Source organism: Marivirga sp. (assembly GCF_051117495.1).
Taxonomy (GTDB): domain Bacteria; phylum Bacteroidota; class Bacteroidia; order Cytophagales; family Cyclobacteriaceae; genus Marivirga.
Window position 1 is genome coordinate 216,111 of record NZ_JBNPEF010000004.1, and the last position, 18,819, is coordinate 234,929.

Genomic DNA, 18,819 nt, shown 5'->3' on the forward strand with positions numbered 1-18,819 from the left:
TTTCTTTAATTATCTTTCGGCTATTCTCTTTCCTTTAATGAACTCTTAAGTCTCCATTATAAATTTTAAATACTTATCAAAAATGATTTGGTTCAGATAAATAACTCAATCTAATACCTAAACCACCAAATCCAATAAATACTGTTTGTCATTCAAATAATCCCCATAAAAACCTAAGCGCTTCATATTTTCCAACAACTGCGAGAAGTCAGTAGAGTTTTTTAATTCAATCCCAACCACAGCCGAACCCGTTTCTCTGGAATTCTTTTTGGTGTATTCAAAATGACTGATATCATCATCGGGACCCAAAACCTCCACTACAAATTGCTTTAATGCTCCAGCTCTTTGCGGAAATTGCACCACAAAATAGTGCTTTAAACCTTTGTAGAGAAGCGCTCTTTCTTTAATCTCTTCGGTTCTGGTGATGTCATTATTGCTTCCGCTCAGCACACAAACCACATTTTTGCCTTCTATTTCCTCTGCATATTGTTCCAAAGCCGCAATGGATAATGCCCCAGCTGGCTCAGCTACTATGGCGTCTTTATTATACAATTGCAAAATCACATCGCAGACTTTGCCTTCCTCTACGGTGATGACTTCAGTCAAATTTTGTCGGCAGATTTCGAAATTCAAATCTCCCACTTTTTTAACAGCCGCTCCATCAACAAATTTTTCTATATGCTTCAAAGCCGTATTCTCTCCTTTTTCAATGGACGTTTTCATGGCGGGTGCTCCTGCAGGTTCAACTCCTATGATTTTGGTTTGGGGTGAAAGTGCCTTAAAAACACTGCTCACCCCAGCTGATAATCCACCCCCTCCAACAGGCAAAAAGAGATAATCAATTGGGCTTTCTGCTTGTTGCAAGATTTCCAATCCGACCGTTCCCTGTCCTTCGATCACTTTAGGGTCATCAAAAGGATGAATAAATACTGCTCCTGATTTTTCCTGATATTCCTGTGCGGCATGAAAAGCGTCATCAAAAGTATCGCCCACCAATTCTATCTCCACGAAATCCTCCCCGAACATTTCTACCTGAGCAATTTTCTGCTTTGGAGTTGGTGCGGGCATGAATATTCTGCCTTTCACTTCCAATTTTTTGCAAGAAAAAGCCACTCCTTGTGCATGATTCCCAGCACTGGCGCATACAATTCCTTTATCCAATTCTTCACGACTAAGACTACTAATTTTATTGTAGGAACCTCTAATTTTGTAGGAGCGGACTGGTTGCAAATCCTCTCGTTTGAATTGAATATTAGCACTAAACTCTTTCGATAAACCCAAATTGGGCGTTAAAGGAGTTAAAAGTGCCACGCCTTTTAATTTTTGCGCGGCACTTTGTATGGCTTCTATTTTTGGATAGTATGCTTTTAGGGTTTCAGACATCTTTCAGATATAAATTGCTAAATGAAATAATATTTACTTTTTTTAATTAATACTTCAGCCCTCTGACCGGGTAGATTCTACTTTATCATGAATAAAAAATCAATAAGGTCATAAGGATCCCGAATGCTACTAAGTTATGCTTGAAGCATATCATTCACTGTCAGCCTAAAAAATAACCAAGGTTATTTTCCTTTGTGTTCTATTGCCTCTTTTGTGGTAGGAATTTGCTGACATTAGTAGACACTAACGAGATTTATTTTTAACCACAAAAGAAGCAAAAGAAAACAATAGGTTTTTCGCTTAAGCGAAAAAAATCGACAAATAAATTCCCGAGACTTAATAGCATTTTAGGCATCCCGATAGGGACATCCAGGTTCATATTTATTCTTTAAGGCAATGTTAACTAAAATAATTAATGCCCCTGATAGCCAACGACCTAAAATAAATCATTAAATATTTTATGCATTTTCCGGTCTTAGCTTTCTGACAGCAGCACCTGCCTGCCACATTTCAGAATTTTTCAATTCATCCAATTCTTTTTCTAATTCCACTCTGTAATCAGCTTTTTCATTGGCAGTTATGGTCAGCTTAGCTTCATTTCCAGTCTCCACTGAATCATATAATTCTTCAAAAACTGGTTTTACGGCATCTCTGAATTTTTTCCACCAATCCAATGCGCCACGTTGGGCAGTTGTGGAGCAATTGGCATACATCCAGTCCATTCCGTTTTCTGCAACCAATGGATATAGAGATTGTGTAGCTTCCTCCACTGTTTCATTAAAAGCTTCTGAGGGAGAATGTCCTTTCTTGCGTAATAAATCATATTGAGCGGCAAATAATCCTTGGATTGCGCCCATCAAACTGCCTCTTTCTCCCGTTAGGTCACTATAAACTTCTTTTCGGAAATCGGTTTGAAATAAGTAACCTGAACCTACTCCTATTCCTAATGCCACACATCTTTCCCATGCTTTTCCAGTTGCATCTTGATGGATCGCAAAGCTGGAATTCAATCCTCTACCTTCTACAAATAATCTTCTCAAACTAGTGCCCGATCCTTTTGGAGCCACTAAGATTACATCCACATCTTTAGGTGGGACAATGCCGGTTTGGTCTTTATAGGTCACTCCAAATCCATGAGAAAAATACAATGCTTTGCCAGGACTAAGGTGTTTTTTTACCATCTCCCACTGCGCAATTTGCCCTGCATCTGATAATAAATATTGTAGAATTGTGCCTTTTTCAGCGGCTTCCTCCAGTTCAAAAAGCGTTTTGCCTGGTTCCCAGCCATCTACTACTGCTTTATCCCAGCTTTTAGAACCTTTCCTTTGTCCGACAATCACATTAAAGCCATTGTCTTTCAGGTTTAATGCCTGTCCTGGACCTTGAACTCCATAGCCCAAAACTGCTATGGTTTCATCTTTTAATACTTCCTGCGCTTTTGCTAAAGGAAATTCCTGTCGTGTTACGACTTCTTCTTCTACCGTTCCAAATTTTAGTTTTGCCATTGTTTTAGAATTATGATTAAGATTTTTATTTAATAGTGTATTTAATACTGATATTAATTTTGTACTTTCTTTGAATCAAGTTGACAGTTGACAATAATAGGCCAGAGGCCTATTCAGTTGACAAAAGGTCTTAACCAACCTCTCCAGTTTACTTTCACTTTTTGTCTACTGTTTATTGTCAATTGTCTACTTACAGGCGAGACGCCTGCTCCACTTCTGTGAAATATTCCTGAAATTCTTTCATCGGTTTAGAAATTGAAATCCTACCTGAGCGTACAAATTCCAGAATACCATGAGGTTTCAGCTGTTCGAAAAGCTCTTGTGTTTCTTCCTTGAAGCCAGTTTTTTCTATGATGGTGAAATCAGGCTCCACTGCCAGCAGTCTAGCATGATGCTTTCTAACAATATATTCAACCTCCTTAGTCTGGGATAGTAATTTGGTCGGCATTTTATATAAAGCCATTTCTTGATATACTATCCCATCATTTTTATGATAAAAAGCTTTGAAAACATCCACTTGCTTTTCAATCTGCTTTACAATTTTCTTGATTTTTTCTTCCGTTGAACTTACCACAATAGTGTAGCGGTGAATATCTTTCACCTCGCTTTCAGAAGCGGTTATACTCTCAATATTGATATGCCTACGGGTGAAAATGGTAGTCACTCGGTGCAGAATTCCTATAAGGTTTTCTGTATAGATTGATAATGTGAATTGCTCATTCATATTCTTTATTTTTTACTTTACTGCTCATTTGCGAAAAACGAATCATTCTATTAAGCGAGTTGACAGTTGACAATAAATAGCCTTTCGCTATTTCAGTTGACAAAATTTTCTCAACATGCTTTTTAAGTCTATAAACTTCACAGTTTGCTATCCCCTTTTGTCAACTGTTTCTTGTCAATTGTCTACTGCGTGAATATCTTCGGTACTGACCTAAGTGCCACTCAAAGGCTTACTCCAGTCTAATTTCTGACACGGAAGCTCCTGTAGGAATCATGGGGAAAATATTATTCTCCTTCCCTACCATTACTTCTAATAGATAACTTCCTTCATGAGATAAAAAGCGATGAATGCTATCTTCCAATTTGTCTCTTTCTGATACTTTCTCTGACTCAATCCCGTATCCTTTTGCAATCATCTGAAAATCGGGATTGACCATATCCACTGAGGAATAGCGCTTTTCAAAAAACATATCCTGCCATTGTCTTACCATTCCTAGATATTCATTATTTAAAAGCAGAATTTTCACATCTACTTTGGTTTCGAAAATCACCCCCAGTTCCTGAATAGTCATTTGAAAACCGCCATCTCCAATCACGGCAATTACTTGCCTGTGAGGAGCTGCGAATTTTGCCCCAATGGCTGCTGGTAGGGCGAATCCCATAGTGCCCAAACCACCCGAAGTCACATTACTTTTCCAATTAGCATATTCATAATATCTTTGAGCTACCATCTGATGCTGTCCTACATCGGTCACAATAATCGCATTACCCCTTGAAATATTGGAAATATGCTTAATCACCTCTCCCATACTCATCGGCTCATCTGCTTGCGGATTTAATTCATCTTTAATTACTTTCTCTTCCTCCTGAGCATTTAATTCAGTAAACTGAGCCAACCATTTTTCATGCTGGTTTTCATTAACTTTACCCAAAAGTGCCTTTAATGACTCTTTACAGTTTCCCAAAACAGGTACATCCGCCTCCACATTTTTATTGATTTCTGCTGGATCAATCTCTAAATGGATGACTTTGGCCTGCTTTGCATAGCGACTAACATCACCTGTCACCCTATCATCGAAGCGCATTCCTATGGCTATCAAAACATCACATTCATTGGTCAAAATATTGGGTGCATAGTTTCCATGCATGCCCAACATGCCTACATTCAAAGGATGAGAAGTGGGCAATGCAGATAATCCCATGATAGTCCAGGCTGCAGGTATTCCAGTTTTTTCTACAAAATCTTGAAACTCTTTTTTAGCTTCCGATAAAAGCACTCCGTGTCCAAAAAGAATCAATGGCTTTTTAGCTTGATTGATTAATTCTGCTGCTTGATCTAATGCTTTCTCACTTAATTTAGGATTCGGTACATAGCTTCTGATTTGATCACAAGTTTCGTATTCCTCAAATTCTGCCATTTCAAATTGAGCATCTTTGGTAATATCCACCAAAACAGGTCCAGGTTTTCCGCTTTTCGCTATATAAAATGCTTTTGCCACTGCTGCAGGGATATCTTTAGCTTTTGTAACTTGAATATTCCATTTCGTTACCGCCATGGAAATACTGACAATATCGGTTTCCTGAAAGGCATCCGATCCAATCATTTTTCCTGATACTTGCCCAGTTATGCAAACCAAAGGGGTGGAATCCAATTGAGCATCAGCCAAACCAGTTATCAGATTTGTGGCTCCCGGACCAGAAGTAGCTAAACAAACACCCACTTTACCTGAAACTCTGGCATAACCTTGAGCCGCATGAGTAGCACCTTGCTCATGTCGGGTCATGATATGCCTGAATTTTTCTTTTTGATCAAATAAAGCATCATAAACCGGCATAATTGCCCCACCGGGATAACCGAAAAGTGTTTCCACACCTTCACGGATAAGGCAATTTACCAAGGCGGCAGCACCATTCATGGTAGTTTTCGCTTTCGTTTTCTGTGATTTGGTGGCTACTTCTTCCATATTATAAATCCGTTATGCATCCTAATGATGCTGATGAAACCAATTTGCTGTACTTCTTTAAGCTACCGCTTACATTTCTTGCTGGCTTTGTTGGGGTTTTTGCTTTACGCTTTTCCCATTCTTCTTCATCCATTAATACACTAATGGAGTTTTCGACTGCATCAATTCTGATGCGGTCGCCATCCTCCACATAAGCTAATGGGCCATTATCAAATGCCTCAGGTGAAATATGGCCTACTACAAAACCGTGAGTTCCTCCCGAGAATCTTCCATCTGTGATGAGTGCTACCTTCTTGCCTAAACCTGCTCCCATGATGGCAGCAGTAGGCTTTAACATTTCTGGCATTCCAGGTCCGCCTTTGGGGCCTTCGTAACGAATAACCACAACATCTCCTTCCTTTATTTCACCTCTTGCGATGCCATCATTTGCCAAAAATTCCCCGTCATAAACCCTGGCAGTTCCTTCGAAAATTTCTCCCTCTTTGCCTGTGATCTTAGCAACTGCTCCTTCTGGTGCTAAATTTCCTTTTAGGATTCTCAAATGTCCCGAGCTCTTAATCGGCTTTTTTACTGAATGAATGATATCCTGCTTTTCGTCCAAACCTTTGACATCCGCGTAATTTTCGGCTAAAGTTTTTCCCGTAATGGTCATACAATCGCCATGAAGCAATCCTTCTTCTAGCATCATTTTCATAACTGCAGGAATCCCACCATTCTTATGAAGATCTTCCATCAGGTATTTGCCAGAAGGTTTTAAGTCGGCTAGATAAGGAGTTTCGGCACTGATTCGAGCGAAATCTTCCAATGTTAAATCGATTTCAAAAGCATTGGCAACAGCTAATAAATGTAAAACCGCATTGGTCGATCCGCCCAAAACTGTAATCAACCGTATGGCGTTTTCAAATGATTTTTTAGTGACAATATCCCGTGGCTTCAAATCATTTTCAATCAAATTCTTAATGGCTAAACCAGCATCTGCACATTCATTTCTCTTTTCCGCACTTTGCGCAGGATTAGATGCCCCATATGGCAAGCATAATCCTAAAGCTTCAATAGCAGAAGCCATTGTGTTAGCTGTGTACATTCCTCCACAGGCTCCAGGTCCAGGGCAGGCATTTGCCACTACTCCTTTAAAATCTTCTTCTGAAATAGAGTTGGCTTGCTTCTTACCTAAAGCTTCAAAAGCAGAAACCACATCTAATTTTTCTCCATTATGGCAACCCGGGGCAATAGTGCCTCCATAGATTATCAGCGAAGGACGATTCAATCTGCCCATTGCCAGTAATGCACCGGGCATATTTTTATCGCATCCTGTGATGGCAATCATGGCATCATAAGCTTGTGCATTCACTACCGTTTCCATGGAATCGGCTATAATATCGCGGGAGGGTAATGAATAGCGCATTCCGTTGGTACCCATAGAAATGCCATCGCTAACCCCAATGGTATTGAAAATCAAACCCACCCAGTCATAAGATTTAATGCTTTTCTTGACCTCTACAGCCAAATCATTCAAATGCATATTGCATGGATTGCCTTCAAAACCAGTGCTAGCAATACCTATTTGTGGTTTCTTCAAATCTTCATCAGACAAACCAATAGCGTGCAGCATTGCTTGAGCGGCAGGTTGTGTAGGATCTTGCGTAACTGCTTTACTATATGGATTTAATTCCTTCGCCATTATATGATGGTTTGATTTTGTAAATCGTTGAATAATACTTTCTGTCTGTAGATATGGTAAATGCTCTGCCCTATGGAATCTTCCCAACTGAGTGGAAAAACCGTATCATTTACTTGCGCAATAGGGGCGATTTCAGCAGCAGTTCCGGTAAAGAAAGCGGCATCAGCTTCCAATAATTGAGCTTTAGAAATTGGCTTCTCTGTTACCTTGATTCCATGCTCTTTGCAAATCTCCAAAACAGTTTGACGAGTAATTCCCGGCAAAATAGTCCCTCTTGAAGGCGTAAAAAGTTCTCCATTTTTTTCTATGAAAATATTGGCGCCAGACCCTTCAGCCACATGCTGAGTGTAGTCTAATAGAATAGCTTCATCATAGCCTAATTTTTTGGCTTCAGTAGTAGCGAGAATTGAGTTTGTATAATGCCCTACTACTTTAGCTTCAACATGTTGAGATGCTGGATGGATACGCTGATAAGAGGAAATTTTAGCCTTGATAGGATCATGCCCCAAGTATTTCTCCCATTTCCATGCGCAGATAAATACATTTACTTCCTCGGTGGGCTGCAATGCCATATTGGCTCCTAAATAAACCAATGGACGGATATAGGCATCCGTTAAATTATTCCTATCCAATAATTCATAGCTAATGCTTACCAGTTCTTCCACTGAATAAGGGATTTCAATATGCATTAAATCAGCTGATTTGTGCAAACGCTCAAAGTGATCATGAGCTTTGAAAATGTTAAAGCCAACATCATTCTTATAGGCTCTAATGCCTTCAAACACACCATTTCCGTAGTGCAAAGTTTGACTGTACAAACTAGTGTTAGCGTCTTCGGCATATTGCCAATCGCCATTGAGGAATACTAGGGTTTTATTATTGTAATACATAAGCGTTTGGGTTTATTGTTATGTTAATGCTACTTTCTACTTTAAAATTATTTTTTCTGCCTAAGCCTGTGTCTTCACAGGCTTATTCCGGTTTGTGAAGACACAAACCGAGGCGGGTAAATGAAAAAGCCATCCTGTTTTAGCAAGATGGCTTTGTATCATTTTATTTTTGATAAAAGCTCATCCTGCCATTTTGAAAAAAATGACTATAGTGTTGATAATGACAATATTGTTAAATTCGAATTTTCTCATCATGCACTGACTGTTACCATCTTTTTTATTTGTTCCACTACAAAATCACCTACTTCTTTGATATTTTTTGGATTTTCCTTTTGGATGTCTTCAGTAGCAAAGCCTGCTTCTAATGATTTCGCTACTGCATCTTTTATAATTTGACTTTCTTCTTTTAAATCAAAAGCATATTCCAACAGCATGGCAGCTGATAATATTGCTCCTAAAGGATTTGCAATTCCTTTGCCTGCTGCTTGAGGGTAGGAACCATGAATTGGCTCGAACAAACTGCTTTTGGTTCCTAGAGATGCAGAAGGCAATAAGCCTAAGGATCCAGAAATAACAGAAGCTTCATCTGTGATGATGTCTCCGAACATATTTTCAGTCAGCACCACATCAAAATCTTTCGGATTCTGGATGATTTTCATGGCGGCATTGTCCACAAACATAAAATCAAGTTCTACATCCGGATATTGACTTGATAATTCCTTGACTGTTTCCCTCCATAATCGGGAAGTAGCCAAAACATTCGCTTTATCCACCAAAGTGAGTTTCTTTCTTCTATTTTCTGCTGCTTTAAAAGCCAAATGTGCTATTCTTTCAATTTCAGATTTGGAATATACACAGCTATCGAAAGCAGTATTTCCATCTTCTGATCTACCTCTTGGTTCACCAAAATAAATTCCACCAGTTAATTCTCTGAAAACCACAAAATCAGTTCCTTTGATGATGTGTTCCTTCAATGGAGATATAGGCAAAAGGGCATCATAGCTACTCACCGGACGCACGTTAGCAAAAAGCCCCAGATTTTTGCGCATCTTCAATAATCCCTGCTCCGGGCGAACCTTTGCGTTGGGGTCATTATCATATTTTGGATCGCCAATGGCTCCAAATAAAATAGCGTCTGCAGATTTACAGATTTCTTCTGTTGCTTCCGGAAAAGGACTTCCTGTTGCATCAATTGCAGCTGCTCCAATTAGTGCTTCATTGTATTGAAATTGATGCCCTAAAGTTTCAGCTATGGCATCCAAGGTTTTTACTGCCTCGGCTGTTACTTCAGGGCCGATTCCGTCTCCAGCTAATATTGCTATGTTTTTGTTCATATTTTGTTCTTTTAAGCTAGTGCAAAATCTATCAAAACGGTCAGACGCCTCTGTTAAAATCTTAATTCTCAAAACGAGCTTTTATAGTTGTAAAATTCTTTCTCAGCTATAATCAAGCTATGCGTCAGACCGTGTTCAGACTGCTAGAGATTGCTCGTAAGCTTCAATTTCATTCTTTTTATTCAATAGAAAATCTATATCATCAAAGCCATTTTGAAGGCAATATTTTTTATAAGAATTGATTTCAAAGCTTTCAGTTAAAGCTGAACCAACCAAGCTGATTTCTTGCACATTTAAATCAATTTGCAATTTGGCTTCAGGTCTTCTCTTTAAAATTTCGAACACCTGTGCCAAGAAATCATCTGTTACCTGAACTGGCAGTAAGCCGTTGTTCAAAGCGTTATTTTTGAAGATATCTGCAAAAAAGCTTGAAACCACTGCTTTAAAACCATAATCGATCAAAGCCCAAGCGGCATGTTCACGACTGGATCCGCAGCCGAAATTTCTTCCTGCTACTAATATCTCTCCCTGACTTCCTTCCTGATTCAATACAAATTCAGGATTGGGTGATCCATCTTCTAAATACCGCCAGTCACGGAAGAGGTTCTCACCAAACCCCTCCCGGCTGACGGATTTCAGGAAACGAGCCGGTATAATCTGGTCGGTATCTACATCCTCGAAAGGAAGCAGTACAGCCTGACTATTTAATGTGTTAAACTTTTCCATAATATCTTATGCTTCTACTTTCATTAATTCTCTCACATCCGAAATTTTACCAGAAAGTGCTGCCGCTGCTGCGGTCAACGGACTGGCCAATAAGGTTCTAGCGCCTTGCCCTTGTCTTCCTTCAAAATTTCTATTAGATGTGCTCACACAATATTTTCCTTTAGGCACTTTATCTTCGTTCATGCCTAAGCATGCCGAGCAGCCCGGTTGTCTTAATTCGAAACCAGCTGCTTCCAATATTTTATCTAAGCCTTCAGCTCTGGCTTGTTTTTCTACTTGTCTTGAGCCCGGCACAATCATAGCTTGCACGTGATCAGCCTTCTTTTTACCCTTTACCAATTCAGCTACTAAGCGCAAATCTTCAATTCGGCTGTTGGTGCAGCTTCCTATGAAAACGTAATCTACATGATGCCCTAACAATTGTTTTCCGCCTTCTAAATCCATGTATTTTAATGATTTTTCAAGACCGGAAGCGGTTTTTCCATTCGGCAGTGGAATATCTTTAGTGATACCAATTCCCATTCCAGGGTTAGTGCCATAAGTAATCATCGGCTCAATTTCTTCGGCATTGAAATAATATTCCAAATCAAATTGAGCATCATCATCAGTTTTTAAAGTTTTCCATTCCTCCACTTTTCTTTTCCATTTTTCACCTTTAGGAACAAAAGGTTTTGATTTAAGATATTCAAAAGTGGTTTCATCAGGAGCAATTAATCCTCCTCTAGCTCCCATTTCAATGCTCATATTGCAAATCGTCATGCGCGCTTCCATCGACAAAGCCTCAATTGTAGAACCACAGAATTCTATAAAATGACCTGTTCCGCCCGCTGCTGTCAGTTTCGAAATGATATGCAAAACGATATCCTTAGAAACTACCCCGGGATTTAAAGCTCCGTCAACTTGAATTTTTAATGTTTTAGGTTTTTTCTGTAAAACACATTGGGTCGCCATTACTTGCTCCACTTCACTGGTTCCAATTCCGAAAGCAATATTTCCGAAAGCCCCATGAGTAGAAGTGTGACTATCTCCACAAACAATGGTCATGCCTGGTTGCGTGATGCCCAATTCAGGGCCTATCACATGCACTATCCCTTGGTAAGGATGACCTAAGCCGTATAATTCCACCCCAAATTCATCGCAATTTTTAATTAATGTTTCTACCTGATGGCGGGATAGTGCATCTTTGATAGGTAAATGCTGATTTTCTGTCGGGACATTGTGGTCGGCAGTAGCAATGGTTTGTTCAGGTCTGAAAACAGGAATTCCCCTAGCCTTCAAACCTGAAAAAGCCTGCGGACTAGTCACTTCATGGATAAAATGCCTGTCGATATACAAAACCTGCGGGCCGTCCTCCACTGAATGAACCACATGTTTATCCCAAATTTTATCAAATAATGTTTTTGCTGACATTGCTTTAGCTGAAATTTACTTAACTACTACTTCATGGTTTTTTACCAAATACTTTAAATCTTTATCTTCCACCACATTAATGCGGTCTGCTAATTCACAAAAATGCTGATAAGTCTCTTCCAACTCCTCTTTACCTAAATGGACTCCAAGTTCTATTAATCTGAAGTTTAATGCAGCCCTACCACTCCTGGCAGTTAAAATGATACTGGATTTATTGACCCCTACTTCATAAGGATCAATGATTTCATAATTATCTCTATTTTTAATCACACCATCCTGATGGATACCAGAAGAATGAGAAAAGGCATTGGAACCTACTACTGCTTTATTAGGCTGAACAGGCATGCACATTGTTTGTGAAACCATTTGACTTATCGGGAAAAGTAGTTGTGTATTGATCCCTGTTTCTAATCCTAATTCGGGATGTTTTTTCAACACCATGACGACTTCCTCCAAAGAAGTATTTCCAGCTCTCTCGCCAATTCCATTTATGGTACATTCAATCTGCCCAGCACCATTTTTAATGGCAGCAATGCTATTGGCTGTTGCCAATCCCAAATCATTATGACAATGTGCTGAAATGGTAGCGTTTTCTATTCCTTTTACATTATCTACTAGATATTTGATTTTTGCTCCATATTCTTCTGGCAAGCAAAAACCAGTGGTATCTGGAATATTAACCACTTTTGCTCCCGCTGCGATGGCAACTTCAATCACCTGAGCTAAAAATTCATTGGAAGTTCTTCCAGCATCTTCGGCATAAAATTCTACTTCATCTACAAAAGAGCGGGCATGAGTAACGCATTCATGCGCTTTTTCCAATACTTGCTCTCTTGTAAAATTTAATTTTGTAAAAACATGCTGATCAGAAGTTCCTAATCCGGTATGGATTCTTGGTCTTGCTGCACCTTCCAAAGCTCTGGCAGCAGTCTCTATGTCATTTTTCACAGCACGAGATAAGGCACATATTGATGAATTTTTGATTTCTTTTGATAAAAGACGAACCGATTCAAAATCCCCTGGAGATGAAATGGGAAAACCAGATTCAATTACATCTACCCCTAAGGCTTCAAGCTCCTTAGCAATCTTAAGCTTTTCATTCTTGCTCAAGCCGCATCCGGGCACTTGCTCTCCGTCTCTTAAAGTGGTGTCAAAAATTGCTATCCTACGTGCCATACATCAATTTTTTTATGGTTTAAATGTTTTGAAGGAACTAATGTAGGAGGATGAAAAAGCAGATGTAATGCCAAATATTTTTGTAATTACGATTTCTATTTTACACATTTATATCGTAATTGATCTAATACCATATATAAACACATAATTAATTACGATGTCTAAACAATCATCTGACCATTTATTTGATTTAATAAAGTCGCTGACTAAAAGTGAAAAGCGCTATTTCCGCTTGCTTTCACAGCAGCAGAATGAAAGTAAAGCCAAATACATGCAGCTTTTTGATTTTCTGGAACAAAAAGAAAATTATTCGGCAGCTGATTTGGAGGGAATTACTTTTATAAAAGACAGTCAGATATCCAATATGAAAGCACATTTAATGCAAAAGATTCTACAAGCATTAAGACAATTTGAAAGTGCGAAAAATAGTGAAATACACATTCGTGAGATGATTGATTATGTACAAATATTATACAACAGAGGGCTTTTCCGACAAGCTTTTGACATCCTAAAAAAAGCCTATAAAAAAGTAGCGAAAACGGGAAATCTGGAATTAAAGTTGGAACTGTTGAAATGGGAAAAGAACCTTTTGAACCAAAGTGTAGGAAGTCAATATAGCCAAAATGTTCAACGAGTTATTTCAGAGGTAGAAGACGCCAATAGTAAGATTAATTTGATCAATCAGTTTACTAATTTAGCAGTAAAATTGAATGCTATTTATGTCAAAACAGGCTATATAAGGAATGATGAGCATTTAAAAGAAGTTCAAAATTTATTCTATGAAGGATTACCTCAGCACGAAGAAGATGAGTTATCAATACATGAAAAACTCAGCCTGTACAGACTGTATGTGAATTACTACTATTTCTTAGAAGATATGGAAGTGGGCTACCAATATGCCCTAAAGTGGCTAAAATTATATGATAAGCATCCTGATTTAAAAAATAGTCAATTGAATGATTATTTAAGTGCCGTCAATCAGGTGATGATAGCTGAATATAAGTTATTTTATTACCATAATTTTCTCAAATCACGTCAGCGACTACATAATTTGAATGAGCAGATGCAAAATTCTGTCAATGAAAATATCCGTAACAGGCTGATCAAGTATGTGTATGTGCATGAATTCAATAGGATATTCATGTTGGGAAAATTTAATCTGGGAGTAAAGCTATTAAAAAGACTAAGCCCTGATTTAGAAGCTTTTATTCAGCGTTCCGATGAGCATTCTCGTATTATTTTATTCTATAAAATTGCCTGTTTGTATTTTGGAGACAGTCAGTACCATAAAGCCTTGGAATGGCTCAATCGAGTGCAACAAGATGAAAAGGCGGATTTACGGGAAGACATTCATTCCTTTGCCAGAATTTTGAGTTTGATTGCTCATTATGAATTGGGCAATATGGAAGTGATAGATTACTATATCCGTTCCACTTATCGTTTTCTTTTAAAGAAAGGGGAATTGCATCTTTTTCAGAAATACATCATGCGGTTTTTAAGAAAATTAGCTGGGGAATTTAGGGAAGAAGAATTGATTCCTGAATTCAAAAAGTTGTTAAATAATCTTGAACCTTTGCAGGACATCAGGTACGAAAAGCGCTCATTTATTTACTTTGATATTATCGCTTGGTTGGAAAGTAAAATAATGGGAAAAAGTGTTCAGGAAAGGATACAGGAACGGGCTAGGGAGAAGATGAGGTGAAATTATTTTAATAATTAATTTTAGTAATTCTAACATTTTCTTCTCAAACTATTTCTCGAATCTTTTTTCTACTTTAAACAAAAAAACAGCAGACAATGATGCTACTTTCTCAGATGGACTAACCAGCTAAAGCTTGATACTTAACCACAAAAGAAATAGAAGAAAACAAAAGACAGCCAAAGGCTGTTTAATCCTGCCCACCACCCTATATATAGCAAGGATATTTTGTTATTTCTATTTATGAGTTAATTGGGAAAATGAAATGTCATTATAGCTAAAAATAATCTTGATTATTTTCTTTGTGTTCTTTGTTACTTTGTGGTAAAAATTAATCAGCCTTCGGCTGTAGAACATTTTGGTATGATTAAAGTATTTACTTTAATCAAACTCATAATAGTGCTTTTCAAAAGTTTTTCCGCTGTGTTCTCCGTCTTTCAAAACTTTGTAAACCATCCAGATCACAGCTATAGGAGATATACTAAAAATAGCTGCTACCAAAGGATAAGGGAAATTAAAACCTATTGCTACTATGTAAAAAAATAGCAGAAACGTAACAAGACTTAAGGGAAATATTAGTTTATCCATATTATATAAACCGATATTTATATGTAATTGTTTAGCTTCTAGCCTCTTCCATTTTAAAAAGCATTAATCTTCCAATGGTGCTTGCCCGTGTTTTGGCTTCTTTGGCGGTAGCACCTTCAAAAAGCTCATCTACAGTATCAAACCATAATTCCAACCATCGGTCAAAATGCTCTTTTTGCAATGGCTCTTTCTCATTTAGCGCAAAATGCTTATCCATTGGATTGCGCTTATATTCGGTAGTTCCCAATAAAACTGACGACCAGAAATCATACATTATAGGCATATGAGCAGGGACATCCAGTTTGGCAACATCAGTAAAAATGTAACCTATAGTCTCATCTTTTAACACTTTTTCATAAAAGCTATCGACTAATAATTGAATGTCTTCTTTTTGGGTAATGTCTTTTTTGGGCATAAATTTCTTTTTGTGATTAGACGGATAAAATTGATTGATCGTTTTTGATATTTTAATCTTTAATTGAAATGATAAAGAACCAAGTAAAAGGCTAATAAAGCTTAATGTAGTATGTAAAGAATAAAACTTATGAAATTAATTCAAAGAGAAAACATTCAGCTCTTACTAGACTAAAAAATCCGTGCGTCCCCGCATATTCTTGCGGGGCAGGCTATCCTCGCGAAGGCGGGGATCTATTGATTTTAATCTTGATTAAAATACCTATCCAAAGCCCGAGTTATCTCTTATTGATAGAAACTCCAGATTTATCTCTTCTCTGACAATATTATTGAAACTTCGTTTCAATAAGACAAGATCCCTGCCTGCGCAGGGATGACGCACAGAAGAAAGTTTGAATGTAAACAAGCCAAGTAGATGCTTTATTCTAACATTAAATTTAAACAAAATCAAATACTCTGACTAAACTGTGGCTTATCGGATTTTTGCTTCAGCTTTGGATCGAAGAGGCTGCAAATATTTCTTACAAACAACATTCCCTTTTCTGTTACTTTCAAAGCATAATCACTCATTTCCAGTAAACCATCTTCCTGCATTTCAGCTAGCTTATCTTGGGCTTCTTCCCATAATTGCATGGCTAAAGTACTTCTTTTAAAATCAACCGATCCATTGCAGATGATCTGATTTATTAATTTAGCTGAAATCTGCTCCTCTTCTGTTAGATAATGTCCGATTATTAAGGGTAATTCATTATTCAGAACTGCAGTTTGATATTTTTCCACCACTTTTTCATTTTGGACAAATGCGGTTCCAGTAGCGCTAATTGCTGAGCAGCCTAAACCTATCATCAATTGGTTTTGATCGGTGGTATAGCCCATGAAATTTCGGTTCAAATAGCCTTTTTCTTTGGCAATAGTCAACTCATCTTGAAGCAATGCGTAATGATCCATCCCAATATTTTCGTAACCCATTTCATTCAAAATCTGCTTTGCACGAAGATACATGGCTAATTTTTCTTCAGGCTTTGGTAAATTATCATCTCCATAACCTCTTTGTGCCTTACTTTTCCAAGGCACATGCGCATAGCTATAGAGCGCAATTCTTTCAGGTTTAAACTCCCTCACTTTTTCAATATTCTCTTCAATATTTTCTAAAGTCTGAAAAGGCAATCCATAAATCAAATCGTAGTTTACAGATTCATATCCCAATTCTCTAGCCCACTCTGTGGATTTTCTAACATTTTCAATCGGCTGAATACGGTGAATGGCTTTTTGTACTTTAATATTAAAATCCTGCACTCCATAAGACACCCTATCAAACCCCAATTCCGTTAAAATTTTTAATTGCTCGTAAGTAGTATTATTAGGATGTCCCTCAAAACTAAAAGCTTTTTGAGGGTGGATTTCGGAAGTTTCTAAAATGGTGAATAAAAGTTTATGGAGATTCTCAGATGAGAAAAAAGTAGGAGTTCCTCCACCTAGGTGGATATTTCTAATGATAGGCTTTTCACGTAAAGCATTCGCATAAATATTCCATTCTGATAAAACAGATTCTATATATTGTTCTTCTACACCATGATTTTTGGTAATCCTTTTATTGCAACCGCAGTAAGTACATAAGCTTTCGCAAAATGGTAAATGAATATAAAGACTGATGCTTTTATCCTTTTGAGAAAAATAAACATTCCGAACTTCATTTAACCATTCAGCTTGATCAGGATTTTGTAATTTCCAATGTGGAACAGTTGGATAACTAGTATATCTTGGAATAGCTTTATTGTATTTGATACTTAAATCTGTCATAAACCTCAATTTAATTTCGACTCAAATTTATGTTTATAAAAAACTGAATTCACTGACTTAAGTCATGTTGAAAGTTGAGTTTTACCCATACCCAATATTTTAAATAATTGTACTTTTCAAATACTCCAACCATTAGTATGAATAATACAAAACATACAATAAATTGACTATAAGGTTTTTGTATCATTTGTTTCAACATGTAATAATTTATAAAAACATGACTTTTTATATTATTCGATTTTAGCTTACTTAAATTAAAATAAATTAATATGGAACAAGAAGCAATAAAAACTCAGACGTTATTAGATGAAACATATGCCGAAGTCACTTATTTTCCCGATAAGGAAATGGCAAGGGTTAAATGGAAAGGAAATGTAAATGTTGATCAATACAGAAATGCTTTTGAGATAGTTTACAAGCATGCTTTGGATGGAAATTTAGTTAAAAGATTTTATTCTGACACCAGAGAACAAGGAGTGGTAGGACCTGAAAACCGCAAGTGGTTTGAAAAGGAAATGCTCCCAAAAGCAATTGAGGCTGGTATGGAAAGAGCAGGAACGATTTCCGATGCCAATATATTTAAACGGTACTATCTTAATATGATTCTAAAAAGTATCAATAAATTCAATCTACCTTTCAAGCTTTGCGGTTCAGAAGAAGAGGTTGTTGAATTTCTTATGCAGGAGTAATTTTTAATTGTATAGATAAATTAAACAAAACTACTTCCAGATTGCGGATTCTTAATCTCTTCTTTATATTTTTGCAGCAAAAGAAATTAGATTACAATGGGAAGAGCATTTGAATACCGTAGAGCAGCAAAAGAAAAAAGATGGGATAAAATGTCCCGCTTATTTCCTAGATTAGGCAAGACCATCACCATGGCCGCCAAAGAAGGTGGGCCTGACCCTGAAATGAATGCCTCCTTAAGGACTGCCATTCAGAATGCTAAGGCTCAGAATATGCCGAAGGATAATATTGAGGCTGCCATAAAAAGAGCATCTAGTTCTGAGGCTGAAAATTATGTAGAAGTTACATTTGAAGGAAAAGGGCCGCATGGTGTATTGATTTTTATTGAGTGCGCTACTGATAATAATAATCGTACGGTTGCCAATATTAAATCTTATTTTAATAAAGATAAAGTGGGAGCAAACTTAGTACCTAATGGTTCTTTAGAGTTTATGTTTTCAAGAACAGCAGTTTTTGAATTTGAAAAATCAGAAGACATGGATATAGAGGAGCTGGAACTAGAATTGATTGATGCAGGAATGGAAGAAATCGAAGAAAATGATGGTAAACTATATGTTTATGGGGATTACAAAGAATTTGGAAACTTATCCAAAAAGTTGGAAGAACTTAATATAGATGTGAAAAATGCCTCTTTGAAAAGATTCGCTAATGATTCAGTAGAATTTTCAGAAGAGCAATTGGCTGATATAGAAAAACTGATCGATAAAATTGAAGAGGATGATGATGTACAGGCAGTTTACACCAATATCGCCTAAATCAAAATACCTTCAAAAAAAAAG

At 37.4% G+C, this 18,819-nt stretch carries 16 protein-coding genes; 3 read left to right on the plus strand and 13 right to left on the minus strand.

Annotated features, from left to right (window positions below; translation table 11 throughout):
• Positions 1-117: 117 nt before the first annotated feature.
• The 10 genes from ilvA to ACFE0M_RS02050 all read right to left on the minus strand — a co-directional run bounded on the left by ilvA (position 118) and on the right by ACFE0M_RS02050 (position 12,792).
• Complete coding sequence (ilvA, locus tag ACFE0M_RS02005; protein WP_434544075.1) at positions 118-1,383, minus strand: threonine ammonia-lyase IlvA; 1,266 nt, start codon at positions 1,381-1,383, stop codon at positions 118-120.
• 458 nt (positions 1,384-1,841) lie between these two features.
• The gene (gene ilvC / locus ACFE0M_RS02010; RefSeq protein ID WP_434544076.1) at positions 1,842-2,888 is read right to left on the minus strand and encodes a ketol-acid reductoisomerase; all 1,047 of its coding nucleotides are present in this window, start codon (positions 2,886-2,888) and stop codon (positions 1,842-1,844) included.
• Positions 2,889-3,078: 190 nt separating this feature from the next.
• The gene (gene ilvN, locus ACFE0M_RS02015) at positions 3,079-3,612 is read right to left on the minus strand and encodes an acetolactate synthase small subunit (protein WP_434544077.1); all 534 of its coding nucleotides are present in this window, start codon (positions 3,610-3,612) and stop codon (positions 3,079-3,081) included.
• 229 nt (positions 3,613-3,841) lie between these two features.
• Positions 3,842-5,575: a biosynthetic-type acetolactate synthase large subunit gene (gene ilvB, locus ACFE0M_RS02020; protein ID WP_434544078.1), complete on the minus strand. Its 1,734-nt coding sequence runs from the start codon at positions 5,573-5,575 to the stop codon at positions 3,842-3,844.
• Between the two features lies 1 nt (position 5,576).
• Positions 5,577-7,256: a dihydroxy-acid dehydratase gene (ilvD, locus tag ACFE0M_RS02025; RefSeq protein ID WP_434544079.1), complete on the minus strand. Its 1,680-nt coding sequence runs from the start codon at positions 7,254-7,256 to the stop codon at positions 5,577-5,579.
• Entirely contained in the window at positions 7,256-8,146 is an 891-nt protein-coding gene (locus ACFE0M_RS02030) for a branched-chain amino acid transaminase (RefSeq protein ID WP_434544080.1), read from the minus strand. The genes ilvD and ACFE0M_RS02030 overlap by 1 nt, the downstream gene beginning before the upstream one ends.
• A 251-nt stretch (positions 8,147-8,397) precedes the next feature.
• Complete coding sequence (gene leuB / locus ACFE0M_RS02035; RefSeq protein ID WP_434544081.1) at positions 8,398-9,480, minus strand: 3-isopropylmalate dehydrogenase; 1,083 nt, start codon at positions 9,478-9,480, stop codon at positions 8,398-8,400.
• A 135-nt stretch (positions 9,481-9,615) separates the two neighbouring features.
• Positions 9,616-10,206: a 3-isopropylmalate dehydratase small subunit gene (gene leuD, locus ACFE0M_RS02040; RefSeq protein WP_434544082.1), complete on the minus strand. Its 591-nt coding sequence runs from the start codon at positions 10,204-10,206 to the stop codon at positions 9,616-9,618.
• Between the two features lie 6 nt (positions 10,207-10,212).
• Positions 10,213-11,616: a 3-isopropylmalate dehydratase large subunit gene (gene leuC / locus ACFE0M_RS02045; RefSeq protein ID WP_434544083.1), complete on the minus strand. Its 1,404-nt coding sequence runs from the start codon at positions 11,614-11,616 to the stop codon at positions 10,213-10,215.
• Positions 11,617-11,631: 15 nt separating this feature from the next.
• A complete protein-coding gene (locus tag ACFE0M_RS02050) occupies positions 11,632-12,792 on the minus strand; it encodes a 2-isopropylmalate synthase (RefSeq protein ID WP_434544084.1) in 1,161 nt (386 codons plus the stop codon).
• Positions 12,793-12,949: 157 nt separating this feature from the next.
• Here ACFE0M_RS02050 and ACFE0M_RS02055 point away from each other — a divergent pair, with 157 nt between their 5' ends.
• A complete protein-coding gene (locus tag ACFE0M_RS02055) occupies positions 12,950-14,494 on the plus strand; it encodes a hypothetical protein (protein WP_434544085.1) in 1,545 nt (514 codons plus the stop codon).
• A gap of 378 nt (positions 14,495-14,872) precedes the next feature.
• Here ACFE0M_RS02055 and ACFE0M_RS02060 read toward each other — a convergent pair whose 3' ends face one another.
• The 3 genes from ACFE0M_RS02060 to hemN form a co-directional block, all read right to left on the minus strand.
• Positions 14,873-15,079 (minus strand): hypothetical protein, encoded by a 207-nt coding sequence (locus ACFE0M_RS02060; protein ID WP_434544086.1) that lies wholly within the window; start codon positions 15,077-15,079, stop codon positions 14,873-14,875.
• A gap of 31 nt (positions 15,080-15,110) precedes the next feature.
• Entirely contained in the window at positions 15,111-15,494 is a 384-nt protein-coding gene (locus tag ACFE0M_RS02065) for a group III truncated hemoglobin (protein ID WP_434544087.1), read from the minus strand.
• 446 nt (positions 15,495-15,940) lie between these two features.
• Positions 15,941-17,293 (minus strand): oxygen-independent coproporphyrinogen III oxidase, encoded by a 1,353-nt coding sequence (gene hemN / locus ACFE0M_RS02070; RefSeq protein WP_434544088.1) that lies wholly within the window; start codon positions 17,291-17,293, stop codon positions 15,941-15,943.
• A 269-nt stretch (positions 17,294-17,562) separates the two neighbouring features.
• Here hemN and ACFE0M_RS02075 point away from each other — a divergent pair, with 269 nt between their 5' ends.
• Both ACFE0M_RS02075 and ACFE0M_RS02080 read left to right on the plus strand, forming a co-directional pair.
• On the plus strand, positions 17,563-17,982 hold the full coding sequence (locus tag ACFE0M_RS02075; protein WP_434544089.1) for a hypothetical protein: 420 nt from the start codon (positions 17,563-17,565) through the stop codon (positions 17,980-17,982).
• A gap of 96 nt (positions 17,983-18,078) precedes the next feature.
• On the plus strand, positions 18,079-18,795 hold the full coding sequence (locus ACFE0M_RS02080; protein ID WP_434544090.1) for a YebC/PmpR family DNA-binding transcriptional regulator: 717 nt from the start codon (positions 18,079-18,081) through the stop codon (positions 18,793-18,795).
• Positions 18,796-18,819: the final 24 nt, after the last annotated feature.